The organism is Kribbella sp. NPDC051586 (assembly GCF_044453965.1).
Classification (GTDB): domain Bacteria; phylum Actinomycetota; class Actinomycetes; order Propionibacteriales; family Kribbellaceae; genus Kribbella.
In genome coordinates this window covers 579,443-601,172 of the sequence record NZ_JBITDF010000004.1, presented here as the reverse complement: position 1 = coordinate 601,172, position 21,730 = coordinate 579,443, and the positions used below count along the sequence as shown (strand labels likewise).

Here is a 21,730-nt window from a genome sequence, read left to right as displayed (position 1 = left end):
AGGCTTGTTATCAGTCAATTACAACTTGGAGTTCGTGATGACCGCTCTTGCGGACAGGGAAGTGGTGGGGACCCGGAGCCGTGGGCTCGGGGTGGTGCTGGCCGCGGTGGGGATTCCCACCTTCATGGTCACGCTGGACAACCTGGTGGTGACGAACGCGCTGCCGGTGATCAAGTCCGAGCTGGGCGCGTCGCTGTCCGACCTGCAGTGGTTCGTGAACGCCTACACGCTGGCCTTCGCGGCGCTGCTGCTGACCGCGGCCGCGATCGGCGACCGGCTCGGCCGGCGGCGGGTGTTCCTGGCCGGGATCGCGCTGTTCACGCTCGCCTCGGCAACCTGCGCGCTGGCGACGGAGCCGTGGATGCTGATCGGCGCCCGCGCGATCCAGGGCATCGGCGCCGCGGCCGTGATGCCGCTGTCGCTGACGTTGCTCGCGGGCGCAGTACCGGAGAAGCAGCGGAGCGCGGCGATCGGCATCTGGGGCGGCATCTCGGGCCTCGGCATCGCGGTCGGGCCGGTGGTCGGCGGAGCTGTTGTCGACGGCCTGAACTGGCAGTGGATCTTCTGGCTCAACGTCCCGGTCGGCGTGGTCGCAGTACTGCTCGCGGCCCGTGTCCTGACCGAGTCCAGGGGTACGGCGAAGCGGCTCGACCTGCTCGGCCTGGTCCTCGCGACGGCCGGCGTGTTGTCGATCGTGTGGGGTGTCGTGCACGGCGCCGATGACGGTTGGACGTCGGGTAGCGTGCTCGGCTCGCTGATCGCGGGCGGCGTGCTGCTGGCTGCATTCATCGGCTGGGAGAGCCGGACGAGCGCTCCGATGTTGCCGCTGCGGTTGTTCTCGGTCCGCTCGTTCAGCGTGGTGAACGTGGTCGCGTTCACCTTCGCGGTCGGCGTGTTCGGGTCGGTGTTCCTGCTGGCCCAGTTCTTCCAGGTCGTGCAGCACTACACGCCCTTCCAGTCCGGCGTCCGCACCTTGCCGTGGACCGCGGCGCCGCTGGTGGTCGCACCGATCGCCGGTCTGATCGTGGACCGGGTCGGCGCACGGGTGCTGATCGTCGTGGGGCAGCTGTTCCTGGCCGGTGCGCTCGGGTGGATCGCACTGATCACCACGGCGACGACGCAGTACGGCGATCTCGTCGTACCGTTCGTGCTCGCCGGGATCGGGATGGGGCTGACCTTCGCGCCGTCCGCGAGCGTGGTGATGAACAGCGCGTCCGACGCGGACCGGGGCGTGGCGTCCGGTACGAACAACACCATCCGCGAGGTCGGCGTCGCGATGGGTGTCGCTGTATTGGCCTCGGTGTTCGCGTCGGCCGGGTCGTACGAATCGCCGACCAGTTACGCCGCCGGCCTGGTGCCTGCGGTCTGGACGGGTGCCGCGATCGTCGCGGCCGGTGCGCTGGTCGCCTTCCTGCTGCCGGGTCGCTCTAAAGTGTGACCGTGCTGGACGCTGACGACGTACGCCGGATCGCGCTGTCCTTCCCGGAGACGGTGGAGAAGAAGCGCTGGGGACACCCGACGTTCGACGTGGCCGGGCGGATGTTCGTCACGGTGCCGGACGACCAGACGTCGTTCGCGGTCCGGTGTCCCCGGCTGGAACGCGAAGAGCTGATCGCGGCGGAACCCGAGAAGTTCTGGGTGCCGAAGCACGAGGCGGGCTCGAACTGGGTTCGGGCCCGCCTCGCCGCGCTCGAGGACGCCGACGAGCTGCACGACATCCTGATCGACTCGTGGCGGCAGGTCGCGCCGCCGGGGCTAGCTGACGTATCTGGATGACACCGCGAACGTGTTGCAGCTGGCCGGGTTGCCGGTCTTGAACGACGTACCCATGAACCGCTGCTGACTCGCCACGCTGCCGTGGTCGCCTTCCTCCGGCTTGTCGCCGGCCGTGACGACCCACTTGTTCCAGACGTAGAGCATCTCGCCGCTGATCGGGTAGCTGCGCTTGTTGACCGCGAGGAAGACGCCGGCGAAGCAGTTCGCCTGCAGTTCCATCCGGCGGGTCTGCCGCGTCCGGTCGTCGTAGTTCGTCAGCTCGTAGCGGATGTTGTCGGAGGCCTGCAGGATGCCGGTCATGTTCTGTACGCCGTGCCCGTACTCGTGCGCGACCGACCGGGTGTACCACATCCGCGAGTACGCCTTGGATTCCGCGTCGGGGTACTCCAGGTACGTCTTCACGAAGACGTCGACCTTCATGTACAGGTTGTTGTTGGCCGAGCAGTAGTACGGCACGTCGACCGGACCGGTGCCGCACGGGCCGGTCGCGTTCGTGCCGGCCCAGAACGTCATCGTCGGCGCCTTGAACTTGTAGCCGGCCTTCGCGACCAGGGGCGCCCACGACTTGTCCAGGCAGGGCTTGATCGCGGTCCAGTAGGCCGCCGCGTTGCGGGCGTTGGTCGGGCGGACCGAGGGCTCCTTGCAGTTGACGGTCCGCATCTGGCCGACCTTGTAGATCGCGTTCTTGGCCACGACGGCCGAGTCCGACACCTTCGGCGTGCCTGTGGTGGTCGTCTCCGTGCTGGTCGGCTGCTCGGTCGGCTGCTCCGTGGGCGCCTCGGTCGGGGCGCCCGTCGGCTCCGGGGTGTACCGGGTCGGGCTGACCGGCGGGGTGGTGACGTCGTTGGCGCTCTTCTTGATGACGCCGATGATCCACCCGCCGACGATCGCGACGCCGACGATCGACAGCAGCACGATCAGCGGCGCCTTCGACTTCTTCCGCGGCCGCTGCGGCTGCCAGCCCGGACCGGGACCGCCAGGACCGCCGGGACCGGGCGGCCCGAAGTTGGGACCCCAGCCGAAGCCGGGGCCCTGGGGCGGCGGTCCGCCGTACTGACCTGGTGGCGGTCCGTACATGGGCCGCTGAGGCTGGTACTGGGGCTGGGGCTGGGGCTGGGGCTGAGCTTGGTACTGGGGCTGGTACTGGGGCTGGTTAGGTGGATACGGCGCGTTCTGGCCGGGCGGCCCGTAGGGTGGCTGGCTCAACGCCGTTCCTCTCCTGTATGGCAGACAGCAACCGCCACAGTATCGGCAACAAACAGGTCAGTACGGCGCGCCCCCGGACGGTAGGGTCGGCAGCGTGACAGATGCCCGCACACCGAACAGTCCGATCGACCAGCTGGCTGAACGCCACCTCGAGCAGGAGATCCTGCTCGACCCGATCACGGCGACCGAGCTGGGGATCGCCGGCCACGACCACGAGCTGCCGGACTTCACGCCGGCCGGGTTCGAGGCGCGGGTCGAGCTGACCCGGCGGACCGTCGAGCAGGCACGGGCGATCGAGCCCTCGAGCCCGCGCGAGGAGGTCGCCAAGGACGCGCTGGTGGAGCGCCTCGGGCTGGAGCTCGAGCGCTACGAGGCCGGTGTGCCGCAGCACCAGCTGAACGCGATCTCGTCGGTCCCGGCGACGCTGCGGCAGGTGTTCGACCTGATGCCGACCGAGACCGAGCAGGACTGGGAGACGGTCGCGATCCGGCTCAACCAGATCGGTACGACGCTCGACGGGTACCGTGACACGCTGCTCGAGCAGGCTGCGCTCGGCCGGATCTCGGCGGTGCGACAGGTGAACGGGCTGGCCGAGCGGATCGCCAGCTGGACCGGTGCCGAGGGCGACGACTTCTTCGCCGGGCTGGCCGCGCAGGCTCCGGAGAGCGCGGTGAAGTCGACGGTCGAGGCCGCGGCGGCTTCGGCACGGAAGGCGTTCGACCAGTTCGGCGCCTGGCTGACGAGCGACCTCGCACCGCGGGCACCGCAGCGGGACGCGTGCGGCCGGGAGGTGTACGAGCTGGCCTCGCGCAGCTTCCTCGGCGCGGCGGTCGACCTCGAGGAGACGTACGCCTGGGGCTGGGCCGAGCTGGCCCGGATCGAGACCGGCATGCAGGAGATCGCCGCCGGTCTGAACGGCGGCGACCGGAACATCGAGGCGACAGCCGCGTTGCTGGACGACGATCCGGCGCGGACGATCCATGGCAAGGACGCGTTCCGGGACTGGATGCAGCAGATGTCCGACGCGGCCGTCAGCGAGCTGGCCGGCACGCACTTCGACATCGCCGACGAGATCCGCACGCTGGAGTGCATGATCGCGCCGACCTCCGACGGTTCCATCTACTACACGCAGCCGAGCGAGGACCTGACCGCCCGCCCGGGCCGGATGTGGTGGGCGGTGCCGAACGGCATCGAGCAGTTCGCCACCTGGCGCGAGGTCACGACCGTGTACCACGAGGGTGTGCCCGGGCATCACCTCCAGGTCGCGCAGACGATGCTGCGGACCGACCTGCTGAACCGTTGGCAGCGGATCGCCTGCTGGGTGTCCGGTCACGGCGAGGGCTGGGCGTTGTACGCCGAGCGCCTGATGGAGGAGCTGGGCTACCTGGAGGATCCGGGCGCACGGTTCGGCATGCTGGACTCGCAGGGGTTCCGCGCGGCGCGGGTGATCGTTGACATCGGCATGCATCTGGAGCTGGAAGTCCCGTCCGACAACCCGTTCGGCTGGCGGCCGGGGGAGCGGTGGAACGCGGAGCTCGGGTTCGAGTTCCTGCGGGCGCATTGCCGGATGGAGACCGAGTTCCTGCAGGCCGAGCTCAACAGGTACCTCGGGTGGCCGGGCCAGGCGCCGTCGTACAAGGTCGGTGAGCGGATCTGGCTGCAGGCGCGGGAGGAGGCCAAGCAGCGCAAGGGATCCGCGTTCGACCTGCGGACGTTCCACTCCGACGCGCTGAACCTCGGCTCGATCGGCCTGGACCCGCTTCGCCGGGCGCTGGCGAAGCTATGACCGTCCGGTTCGTCCTGGCGTCGGCATCACCGGCGCGGCTGAAGACTCTGCGCGGCGCGGGCATCGAGCCGGAGGTGATCGTCTCCGGCGTCGACGAGGACCACATCACCGCGGAGAGCCCCGGCGAGCTGGCCCGGTTGTTGGCGACGCTGAAGGCGCGGGCGGTGATGGCGACGCTGACCGATCACGCGACGATCCTCGGCTGCGACTCGGTGCTCGAGCTCGACGGGGTAGCGTACGGCAAGCCCGGCAGCCCCGACGTCGCTCGTGAGCGGTTGCGGATGATGCGCGGTCGCACCGGCGTACTGCACACCGGGCACTGCCTGATCGACACGTCGGCCAAGCAGGAACTGCGGGAGCTGGCGTCGACCACGGTCCACTTCGCGGACCTGACCGACGAAGAGATCGACGCGTACGTCGCGACCGGCGAGCCGCTCGTGGTGGCCGGCTCGTTCACCGTCGACGGCCTCGGCGGGCCGTTCGTCACGGGCGTCGACGGCGATTACCACAACGTGGTGGGCCTGTCGCTGCCGCTGCTGCGCCGGATGCTGATCGAGATCGGCATCTCCTGGCCCCAGCTGTGGAAGTCGCAGATGCCGTACCGCTACGACGAGACCGTTGCCTCGACGTACGACGAGACGCGCGGCGGTCCCGCCCGTGCGGAGGCGGCGGCGCGCGCGGTCGACTCGCTGCTCCCGAAGGGCGGCCGGGTGCTCGAGCTCGCCGTCGGCACCGGCATCGTCGGCGCCGAGCTGGTTGCTCTGGGCAACCTGGTGCACGGCGTCGATCTGTCCGAGCCGATGCTTCGCCATGCCCGGATCCGCCTGCCCGGGCACGTCGCGGCCGCTGATGCGGCCCACCTGCCGGTCGGCGATCGCAGGTGCGACGCCGTCGTGGCGGTCTGGCTGCTGCACCTGCTCGACAACAGCGAGCCGGTGATCGCGGAGGTCGCGCGCGTCCTGCGCACCGACGGCGTCTTCATCACCACCACCGAGAAGACCGACGCGAGCCGGTACGCCGACGGCCGCGGCCCGAACGAACTCCGCACCCAGGACGCCTTGTCGCACCTCGCCGCGGTCGCCGCCCGGTACGGCCTCGTGCTGGACGGCGCCACAGCCTTCCCCGGCCCACGCCGCAACACCGGCCAGGCCCCGACGTACCCCTTGGTCCGCTTCCGCCGGACCTGATCAGGGCGTCAGGCCGGTCTTCTCGTCGAGGTGTTGCAGGAGGTCGTGGGCTGCGAGTTCGACGGCCTTGTGGCGCCACTCGGAGGCCCGGTAGACGCAGGCGATCAGCGCGGTGCGGTCGATACGGCGGAAATCGCCGAGCACGAACGCGAAGCGCGCCTTGGTCTCCTCGCCGGCGCCGTCGGTGAGCCCGAGGTGCCACGCGCCGTACTCGGCCCAGCTGTGCTTGTCCAGGTACGAGTTCTGGTCGTCGGCTCGCGGCTGCACCTCGCCCCAGTCGCTGTCCAGCACGTACTGCCGCGCGTCGATCAGCTTCCGCGCGTTGTCTACCGCCTCGGGATTGACCGCGTACTTAGCCATAGCGCCAGTGTTTACGGATGAGCGCTGGCGCGCCACTGTCCGGGGCCGGGGTGGAACGGCGTACGGGCATTGCGCCAGTACGTCGCCCAGTTGCCGGCACGTTGCCGGTGGTCCGGCGCGGGCGTGGGGGCGGCGGCGCGGGCGGCCAGGACGGTGACCAGGGCGGCGAGCTCTTCCGGCGTCGGGTTGCCTTTGGTGATCTGCAGAGTGGTCACAGTGGGATGTTCCCATGCTTCTTCGGGGGCAGGGTGTCTCGCTTGGTGCGGAGCAGGCGGAGGGCGCGGACGATCTCGGCGCGGGTCTCGCTGGGCTTGATCACGGCGTCGATGTAGCCGCGCTCGGCCGCGATGTACGGGTTCGCCAGGTGGTCCTCGTACTCCGTGATCAGCTCCTGCCGGCGGGCCTCGACGTCCTCCGCGGAGGCGAGCTCACGGCGGTGCAGGATGTTGACCGCGCCCTGTGCGCCCATCACCGCGATCTGCGCGGTCGGCCAGGCGATGTTCATGTCCGCGCCGAGATGCTTCGAGCCCATCACGTCGTACGCGCCGCCGTACGCCTTGCGGGTGATGACAGTGATCATCGGGACGGTTGCCTCGGCGTACGCGTAGATCAGCTTGGCGCCACGGCGGATGATGCCGTTCCACTCCTGGTCCGTGCCGGGCAGGAAGCCGGGCACGTCGACGAAGGTCAGGATCGGCAGGTTGAACGCGTCGCAGGTGCGGACGAAGCGGGCGGCCTTCTCGGACGCGTCGATGTCGAGTGTGCCGGCGAACTGCATCGGCTGGTTCGCGACCACGCCGACCGGGCGGCCCTCGACCCGGCCGAAGCCGACGATCAGGTTCGGCGCGAACAGCGCGTGCACCTCGAGGAATTCGCCGTCGTCGACGACCGCCTCGATCGCGGTGTGCATGTCGTACGGCTGGTTCGGCGAGTCCGGGACGAGCGTGTCGAGCGCCAGGTCGGTCTCGGTCGGCTCGAGGTCCGCCGGTGCGTCGTACACCGGCGGGTCCTCGAGGTTGTTCTGCGGAAGGTGACCGACGAGCGCCTTCACCCACTCGATCGCGTCCTCCTCGTCGCTGCCGAGGTAGTGCGCGTTGCCGGACTTGGTGTTGTGCGTCCGCGCGCCGCCGAGCTCCTCCTGGCTGACGTCCTCGCCGGTGACGGTCTTGATCACGTCCGGGCCGGTGATGAACATGTACGACGACTCGTCGACCATGACCGTGAAGTCGGTGACCGCGGGGGAGTAGACCGCGCCGCCCGCGCACGGGCCCATGATCAGGGAGATCTGCGGGATGACGCCCGACGCGCGGACGTTGCGGCGGAAGATCTCGCCGTACAGCCCGAGGCTTACGACGCCTTCCTGGATCCGGGCGCCGCCGGAGTCGTTGATGCCGATCAGCGGGCAGCCGATCTTCATCGCCAGGTCCATCACCTTGACGATCTTCTCGCCGAAGACCTCGCCCAGGCTGCCGCCGAAGACGGTGAAGTCCTGCGCGAACACGCACACCTGGCGGCCGTCGATGGTGCCGAAGCCGGTCACCACGCCGTCGCCGTACGGGCGGTTGCCGTCCAGGCCGAAGCTCGTCGACCGGTGCCGGGCGAACTCGTCCAGCTCGGAGAACGAGCCCTCGTCGAGCAGCAGTTCGATCCGCTCGCGGGCGGTCTTCTTGCCGCGCGCGTGCTGCTTCTCCACCGCGCGCTCGGACCCGGCATGCACGGCCTCGTCCAGCCGGTGCTCGAGGTCCGCGAGCTTCCCGGCGGTGGTGTGGATGTTCACCGTCTCTCCCATGAACGGGCAGCCTACGCGCCAGTACGCCCCACCGCCTGTGACGTCCGCCGCAACGCCGGTGTGAACCCGGCCGGGCCGGACTCAGCGAACCGGTGCTCGAGGCGGTACGTGCCGGCGGCAAGGGCCTTCGCGCGGACCATCGACGATCTGAAGGACCGCGACCCGGGTCGACGCCGCGTTCGCCATGGTCCGCGATCGCCGAACCGAACCCCCTGGGTGCCACGATGGTGGGGTGGAGTACGCCGAGTTCGAAGCCGCACGCCGCCGCATCATCCACGCCTGGGGCAACGAGATCTCCGACCCCGGACAACTCGCCGCAGCAGTCGCCGACCTGCGCGAACAGGCGACGAGTCTCACCAGCGGGTCCGATCGCGCGCTGCGCTACCTGGCCGCGATGGACGAACTGGTCGCCGAGGCCTCGGAAACCGAGAGCGAGTACGTCCGCAGGGCCTCCGACGTCATGATGCGGTCGAGCGCGCCGGAAGGTACGCCGGCCGAGCAACGGGCGCGGGCCGAGGCGGGGATGGCCGAGATCGCGCGGATCGCCGAGGAGGCCCCGACCGCCGGCGAGCGGGACGCCGTACTCGAGATGAACGAACCGCTGGCCGTGATCGCGGCGTCGGACACCGACCGTGGCGTCGACGACCGGGCGGCGAGATTCGCCGTCGATCCGGCGATGGCGCCCGCGGGCCGGATCGGTGCCCCGAAGGCCGCGCCCGGATCGCGTTCGACCACCGCGGCCTCCTCGACCGGACCCAAGGCGCCCGATCGCGATCTCTGACCATGCGATGATGACCCGATGGAGTACGGGGACTTCGATGCCGCACGCCGTCAGGTCGTGCGTGCCTGGGGCACGGAGCTCACCGACCCCGACGAACTCGCCGCCGCCGTCGAGCGGCTCCGGGAACAGGCTGCGACCGTCGACGGTGACGCCGACCGGGCGAAGGCGATCCGCTACCTGGCCACGCTGGACAACCTCGTCCTCGAAGCCCGCACGCCGGACAGCGTTCCGGTCCGGCAGGCGTCCGACGTGATGATGCGGGCCTCGAGCCCGGAAGGTACGGCGGCCGAGCGGCGGGCCCGGGCCGAAGCCGGGATGGCCGAGATCGCGCGGATCGCGTACGCCGCCCCGACCGCCGGCGAGCGGGACGCCGCGCTCGAGATGAACGAGACCCTGGTGCAGATCATCTCGATGATCGACCTGGGGTCCACGGAGCAGTAGATGGCCGGCGGGATGGTCCGCAGCGCGGACAGCCAGATCCCGGACCTCGACAACGGGCTGTGGGAACGCGTCCGGGACGCGGTGGCGGCCGAGTCGGGCTCCAAGGTGTCGCTGTGGAACGGGAAGCTGAACTACACCGACAACCCGGCGTACCGCGGTGCGGCGTACCCCGACGGCACCATCGAGCTCAACCGCACACTGGTGGTCGAACCGCTGCAGGAGATGTACGCCACGCGTGGGCAGCCGGCCACGCTGGAGCAGTGGAGCATCCGGCGGAACGCGCTGAAGACAGCCGCCCACGAATTCGACCACCTTGCCGGACCGGAGGACTTCACCCACGAGCGGTGGCTGAGCGACCTCCGGCCGATGGAGTACCGGCCGCTCGAGGAAGGCGTCACCGAGGCCTGGAGCCAGGCGCAGCTCGACTCGATCGCCGATCGCACGCTGCCGCCGGACCTGGCCGAGCAGGTGAAGGCGGTGCGGGCGCCGCACTCGTACCCCGGGTACGAACCCGCGGCCCGTGCGTTCGCCGACGAGGTCGGCGCCGAGGCGAACCTGTCCGGCAACGAGGTGCTGAGCCGGATGGCGAGCCAGCCGCCGATGTCCAAGGCGCGCGCGGCGGCCGACGTGCTGTTCGACAGCTCGGACCTGCCGAACCTCGTTCCCGCCGAGGAGCAGGAGGCCGTCCGCGAACGCCTGGCCGCGCAGATCAACGAGGACTTCGGCAAACTCCAGTCGCTCAACGAGAGCACCGCCCCGAACCTCCGCGCCATCTCCCACGCCCGCGGCATGGAAATCGCCGACCACGCCACCGACACCGTCCGCACCACCGAGTCGCAGTACCGCGCCCAACTGGGCCTCCAGCAAACCCAGCAACTACAGCAATCCACCACCCGCGAACACCCCACCATCGAGCTCCCCCGCCCCAACCCCCAACAACAACCCCAGCCCCAGCCTGTCCAGCCCCAGCCCGTCCAGCCGCCCCAGCCTCAGCCGGTCCAGCCGCAGCCGGTCCAGCCGACTCAGCCACAGCCGGTGCAGCCGCAGCCGGTCCAGCCGACTCAGCCCCAGCCGGTCCAGCCGACTCAGCCGCAGCCGGTCCAGCCGCAGCAGCAACCCGGACAGCAAGCCGCGCGCCCCCAGCCCCAGTTCCCGAGGCTCCAGCCGCTCCCGCCAAGGCCCCAGCAGCCACCTGTCTACCCGCAGCCACAGCAGGCGCCAGGCCAGCAGGCCCAGTGGTGGCCGCAGCAGCAGCCGGTGCAGCCGCAGCAGCCTCCCGGCCAGCCCCAGCAGCAACAACCCTGGCAGCAGCCGGCGTACCCGCAGCAAACTCCTGGGCAGCAGCAACCGCAGCAGCCTGCGCAACCCCGGCAGCCGCAATACGCACAGCCGCAATACGCACAGCCGCGACAGCCGCAGCAAGCGCCCGCCTACCCGCCGCCACCGCAGGTACGCCCGCAGTACGCCCAGCCGCAGCAAGCGTCGGCCCAGCAGCAGACCCGACGCCGGTGGTGGCAGAGGCGCCGCCCGCAACAACAATCGCCGCAGCAGCAGCCGCGCAACCCCCAACAGCAGCAGCAACGCGGACAGCAACCGCCCCCGCAAGCTCCCGCGTATCCGCAAGCTCCGGCCTACCCGCAGCCGCAAGCTCCCGCGTACCCACAGTCGCAGCAAACTCCAGGTCAGCAGCAGTCCGCAGGCCAGTGGCAGCAGCAGCCGCAACACCCCGCTCCGCCACAGCCTCCTGGCCAGTGGCAGCCTCCGCGCGGTCCGCAGCATGCGCAGTTCCAGTCGCAGCCGCAGCAGCAGCAACCGCAGCAGCAGCACCAACCGCAGCAGCAGCACCAACCGCAGCAGGGTCAGCAGCAGCCGGGCCAGTGGCAGCCTCCGCGCGGTCCGCAGCATGAGCAGTTCCGCGTGCCGACGCAGCCACATGGGCAGCCACAGCAGCCACAGCAGGGTCATGTGCCGACGCAGCCGTATGGGCAGCCGCACCAGAGCCAGCAGCCGGTGCAGCCTGGCCAGCAGCAGTGGCAGCAACCACAGCAGGGTCAGCAGCCGGTGCAGCCCGGCCAGCAGCAGTGGCAGCCTGGGCAGCAGCAGTGGCAGCCTGGGCAGCAGGGTGCGGGGCAGTGGCAGCAGCCGCAGGGGACGCAGTATCCGCAGTACCCGCAGGGGACTCCGCAGCCGGTGGCTGGGCAGTGGCCGGCGCCGCAGGCTTCGCAGCGACAGCAGTTCCCGCCACCGACGCAGTACGCGCAGCCGCAGCAGGCTCCCCAACAGCAGGCGCACCAGCAGCAGGCCCACCAGCAGCAGGCGCAAGGCGGGCAGCAGCAGTGGTCGCAGCAGGGGTGGCAGCAGGGGTCTGGCTCGGGGGCGGCGCAGGATGTGGCGGCCTTGCGGGATGTGCTGGATCACCAAGCGCCGGCAGCAGGAGCTACGCGAATGGCGAGGGGACAGGCGGCCTCGGCCCATCGCGGTGGTGCACACCAGACCGAGCAGTCCGCCGGCCGGGCTACGGACAGCCCCAGCCGCTGAGCAGCGTCAGGCAGGCCCGACGGCGAAGAGTTTGGTGAGACGCGCAGCCTGCGCCAGGTCACCGCGAACCGAGAGCCGTTGCTTGAGGACCGCCACGATCGGATCCTCGTTGCCGGTCACGATCCGGAGCAGGGTGGCGGGATCGGTGCGGATAGAGATGTCCGCCGGAGCAGGCTGCGTCGACAGCACGGTGCAGCGGCCGTCATGGACGTGGATCCAGTACTCGTCGATCGCGTGACCGTCCCCGCCCGCGCCGGTGATCTGCCAACTGATCACAGCGTCGAACCCGGCGGCCCGGGCGGGTCGGAGGTACTCCGGCATCCGGCGAAAGATCTCGCGCAACGCGACCTGTCGCACTCCCCCGATGAGATGATGCCGAAGCTCCCGCTCCGACGTCCGGTCGACCAACCGGGCCAACTCGCTCGCATCCAGGGTGGTGATGCCCTCGGAGTCGAGCCAGCCGGCACTGCCTCGCTCGGTCATCGACCACCCCCGCGGCAGTTCCTACCGGACTGTAGGAATTTCCTACGATGCGGTAGGTTTGTCAAGTGGTGGAGGACGCTGAACGACGTCGGCGCGCGCGTCATCTCGGTCCGGAGCGCCGCCGCCCGCTGATCCTGGACGCCGCCCTCGAGGTCTTCTCGGCGAACGGCTTCGCCGGTACGACGATGCAGTCCGTGGCGGACGCGGCCGGCGTGACCAAGCCGGTCGTCTACGACTCCTTCGCGAACCGCGACGAGCTCCTGCTGGCCCTGCTCGCCCGCGAGGAGCAGCACCTGGTCATCTCGATCGTCGCCGCGCTGCCTGCGGACCCGAGCATCGGGACCCCGGAGGAGCATGTCGTCGAGGGCCTCACCGCGTTCCTGACCGCCGTCTCCAAGCAGCCGCAGTCGTGGCGCATAGTGTTCGGCGCGCAGTACGGCGCCGCGCCGGCCGTCGCCGAGCGGGTCCGCGCCGCCCGCGCGTTCCTGGTCGAGAGCCTGCGCCTGACCCTGCTCAAGTCACTCCCGGGCGTCACCGACCCCGACGCGAACCTGCCGGTCCTCGCCGAGATGCTGGCCGCGATGACCGAGGCCTGTGCCCGCATGCTCGTTGTCGACGGCACCGACCGCACCCCGGCCGAGCTGGCCACAACCGTCTCCCAGATCGTCGGCGGCGGCTTCAACAAGGTCTGAAGCCCGCACATACTGTGAAGTAGCTGACGGTTTCATCCTCGAGCGGTCACGATCGGCTTCCAGGTGCTGGACTCTGCGGCATCGACGGGCGTCCGCCGATAGGGTGGGCGAACGTGAGCGAGACCGGAAGTGAGACCCGTACCCGCGCGCGGTTCGAGGTGCCTGAAGAACTCAGGGCCGACGTCCGCCTGCTCGGCGAGATCCTCGGCAAAGTTCTGGTCGAGTATGCCGGTCAGCCGCTGCTCGACGACGTCGAAGAACTGCGCGAGCTGACCATCGCCGGAGACGGCGCGGCGGCCGAGGACCTGGTGGCCTCGTGGCCACACGAGCGCGCCGAGGATGTGGCCCGGGCCTTCACCTGCTACTTCCATCTGACCAACCTCAGCGAGGAGCTGCACCGCGCCCGCGTACTGCGGGAGCGTGACCGCGCCGGCAGCGAGGCCGTGGTGTCCGAGCTGGCCCAGGCCGTCGAGCAGATCTCCCGCGACAGTGGCGAGCAGCAGGCCCGCGCCCTGCTGAACGGACTGGAGTTCCGGCCCGTACTGACCGCGCACCCGACCGAGGCCCGGCGCCGCGCTGTGCTGGCGACGATCCGGCGCATCTCCTCGCTGCTGGACGAGCGGCACGACCCGCGGGCCGGCGACAGCGACCTGGCGGAGAACCGTCGCCGCCTGGTCGAGCAGGTCGACGTCCTCTGGCGGACGTCGCAGCTCCGCACCAGCCGGCCGTCTCCGCTGGACGAGGTGCGGTCGGCGATGGCTGTTTTCGAAGAGACCCTGTTCGACGTCGTGGGCAACGTGTACCGGCGCCTCGACGACGCACTGGCCGGTGACGCGGCAGGGACGCGTACGCCGGTCGTGGCGCCGTTCGTGCACCTGGGGTCGTGGATCGGCGGCGACCGGGACGGCAACCCGAACGTCACCGCGGCGATCACGCGGGAGGCCATGCAGATCCAGGCCGACCACGTGCTCCGCGCGCTCGAGCAGGCCACTGAAGCCCTGGGCCGAGCGCTCACGCTGGACGCCGCGACCACTCCGCCGTCCGCACCGGTTCGCCGCATCCTGGAGGACGCCCGAGCGGTCAACCCCGAGCTGATCACCGACATCGAGACGCGCTCGCCGGCTGAGCCGCACCGGCAGCTCCTGCTGCTCGCTGCGCGCCGCCTGGCCGCGACCCGGTCCCGCGACGCCGACTTCGGCTACCCGCGGGCCGCTGACTTCCTGCACGAGCTCAAGGTGCTGCAGGACTCGCTGGTGACTGCCGGCGCACCCCGCCAGGCGTTCGGCGAGCTGCAGCAGCTCATCTGGCAGGTGAACTCGTTCGGCTTCCACCTGGCCGAGCTGGAGATCCGCCAGCACTCCTCGGTGCACGCCAAGGCCCTCGAAGAGGTGCTGGGCGGCGGCGAGCTGTCCGATCAGACAGAGGAAGTGCTGGCGACGCTCCGGGTCATCGGTCAGATCCAGCAGCGCTTCGGCCCCGAGGCCTGCCGTCGGTATGTCGTGTCGTTCACCCGCAACGCCGGCGACCTGGCTGCCGTCTACGAGCTGGCCGACGCCGCGCTGGACGGCCGCCCGATCGAGCTGGACGTAGTACCGCTGTTCGAGACCGGCGAAGACCTGCAGAACTCGGTAGAGGTGCTGGACAACGCGATCCAGCTCACCCGGGTGCGGCACCGGCTCACGGCGAACGACCGGCGCTTCGAGGTCATGCTCGGGTACTCCGACTCCGCAAAGGACGTCGGACCCGTATCGGCGACGCTGGCGCTGTACGACGCGCAGGCGCGGATCACCGCGTGGGCGCAGCGCAACGCGATCCGGCTGACCCTGTTCCACGGCCGCGGCGGTGCACTCGGCCGTGGCGGTGGTCCGGCGAACCGCGCCGTACTCGCGCAGGCTCCTGGCTCGGTGGCCGGCCGGTTCAAGCTCACCGAGCAGGGCGAGGCGATCCCGGCGCGGTACGGCAACGCGGCGATCGCTCAGCGGCACATCGAGCAGGTGACCGCGGCGACGTTGCTGGCATCCACTCCGGCGATCGAGGAGCGGGCCGCGGTGGCGGCGGAGCGGTTCTCGGTGATGGAGAAGACGCTCGACGAGGCCGCGCGTACGGCGTACCACCGGCTGGTGAAGGCGGACGGCTTCGCGGAGTGGTTCGGCCGCGTGACTCCGCTGGAGGAGCTGGGGCAGCTGCCGCTCGGTTCGCGGCCGGCCCGGCGTGGTGTGGCGGTGTCGTCGCTGGAGGACCTGCGGGCGATCCCGTGGGTGTTCGCCTGGTCGCAGGCCCGCGTGAACGCCCCAGGCTGGTACGGCCTCGGTACGGCGCTCGCCGCGGTCGGGGACGTCGCGCTGCTGCAGGACGCGAACCAGAACTGGCCGCTGTTCCAGGTGATGCTGGAGAACGCGGAGATGTCGCTGGCGAAGACAGACAGCCGCATCCTCGGCCGCTACCTGGAGCTGGGCGACCGGCCGGAGCTGACGCGCCAGATGCTCGACGAGCACTCGCTGACCACGGAGTGGGTGCTGAAGGTTCTCGACCAGGAGCGGTTGCTCCAGGGAAGGCGTGTGCTGGGCCGTGCGGTCGAGCTGCGCAACCCGTACGTCGACGCCCTCAGCTACCTGCAGTTGCGGGCGCTGCGGACGCTGCGTACCGACGACTCGCTGGACGAGGAGCAAATCGTCCGCACCCGACGGCTGCTGTTGCTGACCGTCTCGGGCGTTGCCGCCGGCCTGCAGAACACCGGCTGATGTTCAGTGACCTGGAGCGGCCCCCGCTGGACGAGAAGTTCCTGCGGGGGCGGCTGGTGCGTCCCGGAGCGCTGTGGACGCAGATCGACGTACTCGCGGACACGCCGTCGACCAATGCGGTCGTGGCGGCCGCGGCCGCAGGTGGCCAGCCCGAGGGGCTGATCGTCGCTGCGGAGCATCAGTCGTCCGGTCGCGGGCGGCTCGGGCGGACGTGGACCACGCCACCGCGGTCCGCGTTGCTCATGTCTGTTTTGCTGCGTCCGGTGACTGTTGAGGCAGCTCGGTGGCCGTGGCTGGGTCTGCTGGTGCCGTTGGCCGTTGCAGCTGCTGTGCGCGCGGTGGCGGAGGTGCCGGCGCAGGTGAAGTGGCCGAACGACGTACTGGTCGAGGACCGCAAGCTGGCGGGCATCCTGCTCGAGCGGATCGAGGGACCGGCCGCGGTGGTCGGCATCGGGCTCAACGTGACCCTGCGCTCCGACGAGAAGCCGCACGCGGCCGCCACTTCGCTCGCGATGGAGAAGGCAGTGACCACCGACCGAGCCACGGTCATGGCAGCCATCCTGCGAGAGCTCGCTTCTCGTTATCAGTCGTGGGTGGCCGCCGACGGTGATCCGTCCATGGTGCTGCCGGAGTACCGCGAGCTGTCCGCGACTCTCGGGCAGGCGGTGCGCGTGGAGCTTCCGGACGGCACGGTCCTGGAGGGTAAGGCGCGTGACCTGGCCGACGACGGGCGACTCATCGTGGACACACCTGATGGGCCTCGGCCGTTGGCCGCGGGCGATGTCACGCACCTGAGGACAGCCGACCAATAGTTGGTCCGTGGTCGGGTTTGTGGACCACCGTGATGCGGTTGCCTTCGCGCAGCGAGCCGGTCTCGAGCACCTTCAAGTAAGCGCCTACTCGACCGGTCTTCGCGAAGCGGTGGTGGAACCGGTGGATCCCCATCCGACCGGACAGGTTCCCGCACGGCGTCCGCGGGGACCGTACCTCGACCAGGATCCCGTGCTTCGGGCCGCCGATCCGCCACTGCTCGCCGATCACAGCTCCGGTGATGTCCAGCCCGGACGTCGTCAGGTTCTCGCCGAACAGCCCGGGCGGGATGTCCCGGTCCAGTTCAGCGGCCCACCACTCCGCATCCTCCGAGGCGTACGCGTAGAGCGCTTTGTCCGGCCCGCCGTGGTACCGCGTGTCGCACTGCCGATCGCCGATCAGCCCCAGCTCGCCGACCTCGACCGCGCCGTGCATCGGCCGCTTGTCGATCGCCGTCCACCGCGTCGGCCCACGGATCAGCTCGTGGACGACGTTGACCGCCACCACCCGCGCAGTCATCAGCTGATCCAGCGGATCGGATCGCCGCTGTCAAGGTCGTCGCATCCGGTGTCGTGCAGCGCGCCGGCGACGAGCGTACGGCGGTACGACCCGAACGTGAGCACATGCGCGATCATTGCGCCGGCCGTGTACACCTCGACGTTCTCGCCGGGACACACGATCAGCTCGTCGAGTCGATTCGCCGTACACAACTCACCGACCTCACCCGCGAAGGCCGGCCCGACCACGTCGAGCCGGCGCCTCATGCTCTGCACACTCTCGCCCTGCTCGACGGAGAAGTCGTACTCCTGACCGACGAGGTTCGCGTGCCACATGCCGAGCTGGCCGATCAGCCGGGACATCATCGAGCGCAGCGTCGGTTGGTCGTCGATCCCTTCGACCGAGATCTCGATCGGCTGGTCGAGTTGCCCGTCGGTCAGCGTCGCCGCCTGTCCGAGCATCTCGCCGAGCAGCCAGACATGGTGATCAACCATCGTCCGCACCAGATCCATCGAACTCACCTCGTCCCTGGCCGCCACCCGCAACCCGTTCGGCGGGTGGAAGTGGATACCGCTCGGCGCGTCCAGGCGGATCCGGTCCGGCCGGCCCCGCCACTTCGCCGGCGGTACGCCGTACGCCCGGCTGAACGCACGCGTGAACGCCTCATGCGACCCGTACCCAGCCTCGACCGCGACATCGAGGATGTGGCCGGGCCCGATCAACAGCCGGTACGCCGACCGCTCGAGCAGGACCCGCCGCCGCAGCGCTCCGGGGCGCTCGCCCGCCGCGGCCGCGACCATCCGGTCCAGATGCGACCGCGACAGCTTCAGACGCGCCGCCAGGTCGGCGCCGGTCACCGCGCGATCGTCCAATGCCTCGGCGAGAGCCAGGACGAAGGCGGCGAACACGTCGGTCATAGGACCATCGTGCCGCCGCCGGGCTCGTCGTACTTGATCGTTTTCGCTTTACTCGGTAAAGATTTTTACCGCGGTGATCAGGGTTTCGATGACGCCGTACCCGAGCAGGACGGCGACCAGCAGCCAGGAGATCACCAGGCGTGGGGTCTGGTTCATCGGGCTGCCTCCACCGTCGTGTCTGACTTCTCGTGGAATCGCTCGGCGACCGAGCGGATCAGCAGGTTCGCGACGAACCCGACCGCCAGCACCCCGACCATCGTGAACAGCGCCGGCCGGTACGCCGACGCGGTCAGCGTGCCCGGTTTGCCTTCGTGGTCGAGGAATCCGTTGATGATGAGCGGCCCGGCGATCCCGGCCGCCGACCAGGCGGTCAGCAGCCGCCCGTGGATGGCCCCGACCTGATACGTGCCGAACAGGTCCCGCAGGTACGCCGGAACCGTCGCGAACCCACCGCCGTAGAAGGAGATGATGATCGCGGCGAGCAGGACGAACACCACCGTGCTGGTGTGGCCGACGGTGGCGAGCAGCGTGTACGCGATGATCCCGACGCCGAGGTACATCGCGTAGATCGGCTTGCGGCCGATCACGTCCGACGTCGTCGACCAGCCGAAACGCCCGCCCATGTTGAAGATCGACAGCAGCCCGACGAACCCGGCCGCCGCCGCGACCGCGACGCTCGACTTGCCGTCGTCACCGCGGAAGAAGTCCTGGATCATCGGGCTCGCCTGCTCGAGAATGCCGATGCCGGCGGTCACGTTGCAGAACAGCACGACCCAGAGCAACCAGAACTGCGGCGTCTTGATCGCGTTCGCCGCCGACACGTTCGCGGTGGTGACGAGCGCCTTCTGCTGCACGGTCTTCGGGTCGAAGCCCTCCGGCGTCCAGCCCTCGGCGGGCACGCGGATGTTGAAGACGCCGAACATCATGATGACGAAGTAGCCGATGCCCAGCGTGACGAACAGCCCGACCAGGGCGCCGCCGCCTGCGACCGACGTACTGACGTTCGGGTCGTAGTTGGAGTCGTAGACGCCGAGCAGTTGGCGCGACAGCGGGCTGGCGACGAGCGCGCCGCCGCCGAAGCCCATGATCGCCAGGCCGGTGGCCAGACCAGGGCGGTCCGGGAACCACTTGATCAGCGTCGACACCGGCGAGATGTAGCCGATGCCCAGACCGATGCCGCCGATCACGCCGTACCCGAGGTAGACCAGCCAGAGTTGGCCGGTGCCGATGCCGAGGGCGCCGACGAGGAACCCGGTGGCCCAGAAGCAGGCGGCGACGAACATCGCTTTGCGTGGGCCGTTGCGTTCGACCCAGGTGCCGCCGACCGCCGCGGACAGGCCGAGCATCACGATCGCGATGCTGAACACCACGCCGACCGCGGTCTGACTGCTGTCGAAGTGCTTCACCATCGACGTCTTGTAGACGCTGGTCGCGTACGCCTGCCCGATGCAGAGGTGAACGGCCAGCGCCGCCGGCGGGATCAGCCAGCGGCTGTACCCCGGCGGGGCGATGGTGTGCTCCCGGTCGAGTATCGACAAGACTGCCATCACGGCTCCTTCTCGTCCCCCAGTTGGTAACCCCTCGCGCATCTTGGCTCACTGTATGCACTTTGTGAAGTGTTAAACCAGTTTGTCGCCCGATCGTGTCGGGCGGACTGCCCTCGATCGTGTCGAGTCGGGACATTCGGCCCCGCTAGCTGTGAGACTGGGGATATGGCGATCTCGGCGAAGTTGTTGGGTGAGGACGAGTACGTCGTCGTCAGCACCCGGACGCACTGGAAGGCGCTGATCGGGCCGGTGCTTCTGCTGCTCGTGGTGGCGGGCGCGGGCGGCTTCCTGGCCGCGGTCGTGCCGTCCGGGTCGTTGCAGACCCCGGCGCGGATCGCGATCCTCGCGGTCGGCGTGGTGATCCTGGCCGCGTTCGCGCTGAAGCCGTTCCTGAACTGGTTCTTCTCGACGTACACGATCACGAACCGGCGGCTGATCACCCGGCACGGCATCCTCACCCGGACCGGCCGCGACATCCCGCTGATGCGGGTCAACGACGTGTCGTACGAGCACGGCCTGATCGACCGCCTCCTCGGCTGCGGCACGCTGCACATCGAGTCGGCCGGCGAGCGCGGTCAGGTCGTACTCCCCGACGTACCGCACGTCGAGCACGTCCACCTGCAGATGTCCGACCTGCTCTTCGGCGGCCCGGACGGCAAGCCCGGCGACGGCATCCTCGAGGACGAGCAGCCCCCGGAGCACATGCGCCGCCGCCCGCAGCAACCACAGCAGCAGCAACAGCCACCGCGGACCGACGACGGCGAAACCCTCTTCAGCTCAGACGACGACCGCTAGAACACCTCCAGGCTGACCGGGGCGAGCGGGCAGCGGAGGGCTGCGGTTGCTTGGTCGAGGGTGCCTGGGGTGTGTTCGGTGACGCGGCCGGTGGTGGCGAACTCGGCGAGTGGGCGGCCGCCCAGGTAGGTCGCGCCGAGTTCCCTGATCGAGACGCTCAGGTCGGCCGGGTCCTCGGTGCGCGAGCAGGTCACCGACGAGCCGTCGGCGGTCAGGCGGAAGCGGCCGGTGTTCGCCGCGATCAGGTCGTCCGTCACGTCGAGAACGACGTCGAGCGGAACGGCGTACCGGCGTTGCTCGAGGGCCCGTTGTACGTCGGTGATGCGCAACCAGAGGGACTCGCTGACCCGGCGGTCGAGAGCGGTCGGGGTGCTCACGAGTTGCACCAACGGCTCGTCGATCGCGGCGTAGCCGTAGCTGAGCTTGGCGCTGAGGTCCATCGTCAGCAGGTGCTGCCAGAGCACCCGGTACGCCGTCGGTGCCGGGGCGACCAGCTCCTCGACGAGCACCTCGTACGCCGGGCCGGTCGGATTCCAGACCATCTTGCCGCGCCAGAGCGCATATCCGTCGACGCTCCCGGCCTCGTCGCGGTGGACCAGGATCCGCAGCGCGGTCCGCCCGCCACGGTCGTCGGGCTTGTCCTCGAGGTGCTTCTGCCAGCGCAGCTCCGACCGGCCGGACACCCCTGCCCGCTGCTCCTGCAGCCGTAGTAGCAGCTGCGGCAGCTCCTTGAGCGCGTCGTCCGCGGTCAGCTCACCGAGCTCACCCGGACGGATCGGCCCGGTCGGCGGTCCGACCCGATGCAGGTCGACCTCGTACGCCGTACCCCAGGCGGCCGCGCCGTACCCGAACCGGCCGTAGATCGCCGGCTCGCTGGCCCACAGCACCGCGATCGCCTCCGGCACCTCGCGCAACTGCCGCCCGATCAGCCCCGACATCACCCCACGCCGCCGGTACGTCGCCATCACGCCGACTCCGGTCACATGCGCCGCGGGCACGACACCACCCGGCACGGACAGGTCGCGCGTCAGGGCCCGCGTCGTCCCGATGATCTCCGCGCCGTCGGTCGCCACCAGCGCCCGCTCCGGCTCGAACAGCTGCTGCCCGAGCTCGTTCGGCGACGCCTCGAACATCATCGCCGCGCCGAACACCCCCTGCAGCGCGTCGTACTCGTCCGCCTGCGCCGTACGCACCTCGATATCGCTCACGTATCGCATCTTCACACGCCCTACCGACAACCACAGCCCTTCCGCGAGCATCGAGCCAACTGAGGGGTGGTGCAGATGATCAAGATTCTCGGAGCGACGACGGCGGCCCTGCTGGTCGCAGGCCTGATCCCTGGGACGGCAGTGGCGAGGCAGAGTGCGGTAGCGACATCTGCCG

20 protein-coding genes are annotated in these 21,730 nt (G+C 69.8%); 11 read left to right on the top strand and 9 right to left on the bottom strand.

Annotated elements, in window-relative coordinates; translation table 11 throughout:
• The first annotated feature begins 37 nt into the window (after window positions 1-37).
• Both ACIA58_RS29750 and ACIA58_RS29745 read left to right on the top strand, forming a co-directional pair.
• Window positions 38-1,438, top strand: a complete 1,401-nt coding sequence (locus tag ACIA58_RS29750) for a DHA2 family efflux MFS transporter permease subunit (RefSeq protein WP_396407107.1) — start codon at window positions 38-40, stop codon at window positions 1,436-1,438.
• A gap of 2 nt (window positions 1,439-1,440) precedes the next feature.
• A complete protein-coding gene (locus tag ACIA58_RS29745; protein ID WP_396407106.1) occupies window positions 1,441-1,776 on the top strand; it encodes an MmcQ/YjbR family DNA-binding protein in 336 nt (111 codons plus the stop codon).
• On the opposite strand, the gene ACIA58_RS29740 is transcribed toward ACIA58_RS29745, so the two are convergent.
• Window positions 1,756-2,853 carry a neutral zinc metallopeptidase gene (locus ACIA58_RS29740; protein WP_396407105.1) on the bottom strand — a complete coding sequence of 366 codons (1,098 nt, stop codon included), beginning with the start codon at window positions 2,851-2,853 and terminating at the stop codon, window positions 1,756-1,758. The genes ACIA58_RS29745 and ACIA58_RS29740 overlap by 21 nt on opposite strands.
• A 223-nt stretch (window positions 2,854-3,076) precedes the next feature.
• Here ACIA58_RS29740 and ACIA58_RS29735 point away from each other — a divergent pair, with 223 nt between their 5' ends.
• The gene (locus ACIA58_RS29735) at window positions 3,077-4,768 is read left to right on the top strand and encodes a DUF885 domain-containing protein (RefSeq protein ID WP_396407104.1); all 1,692 of its coding nucleotides are present in this window, start codon (window positions 3,077-3,079) and stop codon (window positions 4,766-4,768) included.
• Entirely contained in the window at window positions 4,765-5,955 is a 1,191-nt protein-coding gene (locus ACIA58_RS29730; RefSeq protein ID WP_396407103.1) for a Maf family nucleotide pyrophosphatase, read from the top strand. Before ACIA58_RS29735 ends, ACIA58_RS29730 begins: the two co-directional genes overlap by 4 nt.
• Here ACIA58_RS29730 and ACIA58_RS29725 read toward each other — a convergent pair whose 3' ends face one another.
• The 3 genes from ACIA58_RS29725 to ACIA58_RS29715 are packed head-to-tail and all read right to left on the bottom strand — an operon-like array spanning window position 5,956 to window position 8,104.
• Entirely contained in the window at window positions 5,956-6,315 is a 360-nt protein-coding gene (locus tag ACIA58_RS29725) for a hypothetical protein (protein ID WP_396407102.1), read from the bottom strand.
• Between the two features lie 11 nt (window positions 6,316-6,326).
• Window positions 6,327-6,530, bottom strand: coding sequence for an acyl-CoA carboxylase subunit epsilon (locus ACIA58_RS29720; protein WP_396407101.1), 204 nt, complete (start codon window positions 6,528-6,530; stop codon window positions 6,327-6,329).
• Window positions 6,527-8,104, bottom strand: a complete 1,578-nt coding sequence (locus ACIA58_RS29715; RefSeq protein ID WP_396407100.1) for an acyl-CoA carboxylase subunit beta — start codon at window positions 8,102-8,104, stop codon at window positions 6,527-6,529. The genes ACIA58_RS29720 and ACIA58_RS29715 overlap by 4 nt, the downstream gene beginning before the upstream one ends.
• A gap of 232 nt (window positions 8,105-8,336) precedes the next feature.
• On the opposite strand from ACIA58_RS29715, the gene ACIA58_RS29710 reads away from it, so the two are divergent.
• From ACIA58_RS29710 to ACIA58_RS29700, 3 genes are read left to right on the top strand one after another with little or no spacing between them, the layout of a single operon-like run.
• The gene (locus ACIA58_RS29710) at window positions 8,337-8,885 is read left to right on the top strand and encodes a hypothetical protein (RefSeq protein WP_396407099.1); all 549 of its coding nucleotides are present in this window, start codon (window positions 8,337-8,339) and stop codon (window positions 8,883-8,885) included.
• Window positions 8,886-8,903: 18 nt separating this feature from the next.
• A complete protein-coding gene (locus ACIA58_RS29705) occupies window positions 8,904-9,326 on the top strand; it encodes a hypothetical protein (RefSeq protein ID WP_396407098.1) in 423 nt (140 codons plus the stop codon).
• Window positions 9,327-11,864, top strand: a complete 2,538-nt coding sequence (locus tag ACIA58_RS29700) for a hypothetical protein (protein ID WP_396407097.1) — start codon at window positions 9,327-9,329, stop codon at window positions 11,862-11,864.
• 6 nt (window positions 11,865-11,870) lie between these two features.
• On the opposite strand, the gene ACIA58_RS29695 is transcribed toward ACIA58_RS29700, so the two are convergent.
• Entirely contained in the window at window positions 11,871-12,347 is a 477-nt protein-coding gene (locus ACIA58_RS29695; RefSeq protein ID WP_396407096.1) for an SCP2 sterol-binding domain-containing protein, read from the bottom strand.
• Between the two features lie 65 nt (window positions 12,348-12,412).
• Here ACIA58_RS29695 and ACIA58_RS29690 point away from each other — a divergent pair, with 65 nt between their 5' ends.
• The 3 genes from ACIA58_RS29690 to ACIA58_RS29680 all read left to right on the top strand — a co-directional run bounded on the left by ACIA58_RS29690 (window position 12,413) and on the right by ACIA58_RS29680 (window position 16,592).
• Window positions 12,413-13,039 carry a TetR/AcrR family transcriptional regulator gene (locus tag ACIA58_RS29690; RefSeq protein ID WP_396407095.1) on the top strand — a complete coding sequence of 209 codons (627 nt, stop codon included), beginning with the start codon at window positions 12,413-12,415 and terminating at the stop codon, window positions 13,037-13,039.
• 113 nt (window positions 13,040-13,152) lie between these two features.
• On the top strand, window positions 13,153-15,780 hold the full coding sequence (locus ACIA58_RS29685; RefSeq protein WP_396407094.1) for a phosphoenolpyruvate carboxylase: 2,628 nt from the start codon (window positions 13,153-13,155) through the stop codon (window positions 15,778-15,780).
• Window positions 15,780-16,592: a biotin--[acetyl-CoA-carboxylase] ligase gene (locus tag ACIA58_RS29680; protein WP_396407093.1), complete on the top strand. Its 813-nt coding sequence runs from the start codon at window positions 15,780-15,782 to the stop codon at window positions 16,590-16,592. Before ACIA58_RS29685 ends, ACIA58_RS29680 begins: the two co-directional genes overlap by 1 nt.
• On the opposite strand, the gene ACIA58_RS29675 is transcribed toward ACIA58_RS29680, so the two are convergent.
• The 3 genes from ACIA58_RS29675 to ACIA58_RS29665 all read right to left on the bottom strand — a co-directional run bounded on the left by ACIA58_RS29675 (window position 16,564) and on the right by ACIA58_RS29665 (window position 19,552).
• A complete protein-coding gene (locus ACIA58_RS29675; RefSeq protein WP_396407092.1) occupies window positions 16,564-17,109 on the bottom strand; it encodes an MOSC domain-containing protein in 546 nt (181 codons plus the stop codon). The two genes, ACIA58_RS29680 and ACIA58_RS29675, sit on opposite strands and share 29 nt — an antisense overlap.
• The gene (locus tag ACIA58_RS29670) at window positions 17,109-18,005 is read right to left on the bottom strand and encodes a helix-turn-helix transcriptional regulator (protein ID WP_396407091.1); all 897 of its coding nucleotides are present in this window, start codon (window positions 18,003-18,005) and stop codon (window positions 17,109-17,111) included. Before ACIA58_RS29670 ends, ACIA58_RS29675 begins: the two co-directional genes overlap by 1 nt.
• A 152-nt stretch (window positions 18,006-18,157) precedes the next feature.
• Window positions 18,158-19,552, bottom strand: a complete 1,395-nt coding sequence (locus ACIA58_RS29665) for an OFA family MFS transporter (RefSeq protein ID WP_396407090.1) — start codon at window positions 19,550-19,552, stop codon at window positions 18,158-18,160.
• A 165-nt stretch (window positions 19,553-19,717) separates the two neighbouring features.
• Here ACIA58_RS29665 and ACIA58_RS29660 point away from each other — a divergent pair, with 165 nt between their 5' ends.
• A complete protein-coding gene (locus ACIA58_RS29660; RefSeq protein ID WP_396407089.1) occupies window positions 19,718-20,347 on the top strand; it encodes a PH domain-containing protein in 630 nt (209 codons plus the stop codon).
• Here the strand turns inward: ACIA58_RS29660 and ACIA58_RS29655 are convergent.
• On the bottom strand, window positions 20,344-21,555 hold the full coding sequence (locus tag ACIA58_RS29655; protein ID WP_396407088.1) for a GNAT family N-acetyltransferase: 1,212 nt from the start codon (window positions 21,553-21,555) through the stop codon (window positions 20,344-20,346). The two genes, ACIA58_RS29660 and ACIA58_RS29655, sit on opposite strands and share 4 nt — an antisense overlap.
• Window positions 21,556-21,730: the final 175 nt, after the last annotated feature.